The sequence below is a fragment of the Candidatus Symbiothrix dinenymphae genome (genome assembly GCF_001431085.1).
Genome location: NZ_BBRU01000241.1, coordinates 1 through 603, shown reverse-complemented (window position 1 = coordinate 603; position 603 = coordinate 1). Strand labels below are relative to the sequence as shown.

The following is a 603-nucleotide window of genomic DNA, read 5'->3' as shown; positions in this document are numbered from 1 at the left end:
CCGTTGAAGCGGTAATGCTCTTCGGGATGATGGTGAAGACTTTATTTGCAATGCTGATAGCGTAGTTGCCGCCGGCAGTCAGTGAGCCTTGATTGATGGGATACGTCCCCGGTTTTTCGTTGGAGGTGCGGGAGAGCACGCCGCTAAAATGGTCCTCCTCATCGAGCAGATCCGGACTGTAAGTGTAAGTCAGCGGCGGGTCGGCGGTGTTGTAAGTTTTACTCAGATTATCGTTCGGCGTGACCACGACAGGCAAAGGGGTGATTGTTGCCGTAGCGACAGGCTGTGCTGCCAATTCGTAATTATCTTTGTGCGCACCGGCGAGCGCGAAGCCGTCAAATATGACCGGTTTGTCCGGTCCTGCATTTTTATCGGCAAAAGCCGCTGTGCCTTTTTCCACAGTTACCACATCGCCGACATCCTCAACTATGCCAACGACATTGCCCGTACCGCTAAAGGTAGCGTTCGTAGTGCCATCGTAAGTTCTGCTATCGACTGAAAAACCTGTGAGCGTAACCGGCTTGGGTGTAATCGCGGCGGTGGCTACGACATCAGCCGGCTGAGCCATCAACTCATAATTGTCTTTTTCCGTGCCGCCGAGCG

1 protein-coding gene is annotated in these 603 nt (G+C 53.6%); it reads right to left on the bottom strand.

All coding sequences use genetic code 11. From position 1 onward, the window contains the following. A partial coding sequence (locus tag ASC50_RS03305; protein ID WP_158648355.1) for a YDG domain-containing protein occupies nucleotides 1-603 on the bottom strand: 603 nt, incomplete at both ends.